Source organism: Oleiphilus sp. HI0132, from assembly GCF_001635845.1.
The window spans coordinates 1-375 of sequence record NZ_LWGJ01000793.1; the positions used below are offsets into that span (position 1 = coordinate 1).

Annotated in this window: 1 protein-coding gene; it reads left to right on the forward strand. The window is 44.0% G+C overall.

The window, feature by feature from the left end:
* Nucleotides 1-375, forward strand: a 375-nt coding sequence (locus A3766_RS09260; protein ID WP_156508815.1) for a DUF2726 domain-containing protein, incomplete at both ends; no start/stop codon positions are given.

A 375-nucleotide genomic window follows, 5' to 3' on the forward strand; every position in this document is an offset into this window, starting at 1 on the left:
TTTGGCAATCGAGGTTGATGGCTTCGAGTTTCACGAAAATAATGCTGAACAGCGCGGGCGAGACACGTTGAAGAACCAGGTTCTGCAGAATATTGGATTAAGGTTGTTAAGGCTAAAAACCAATGAGTGTGACGAAAAGGAACGCATAGTCGCTGCACTTGAGCGAGCTGCCAAAAGGCAAACTGTTAGTGACTCCCAAGATAATAGTACCAATAGTAAAAACTCTGATTGGGAAAGGGTCAAACGCTACGCGGATGAAGTAGTTATGGACCTAGTAGATTATTTAGAGTCTCAGGCTTGTGTTGATGTTCCTACAGTGGGTTATGAGCTGTGTGATGGCAACGGGGAAATTTTATGTGAATCAGAGCTTGCTTG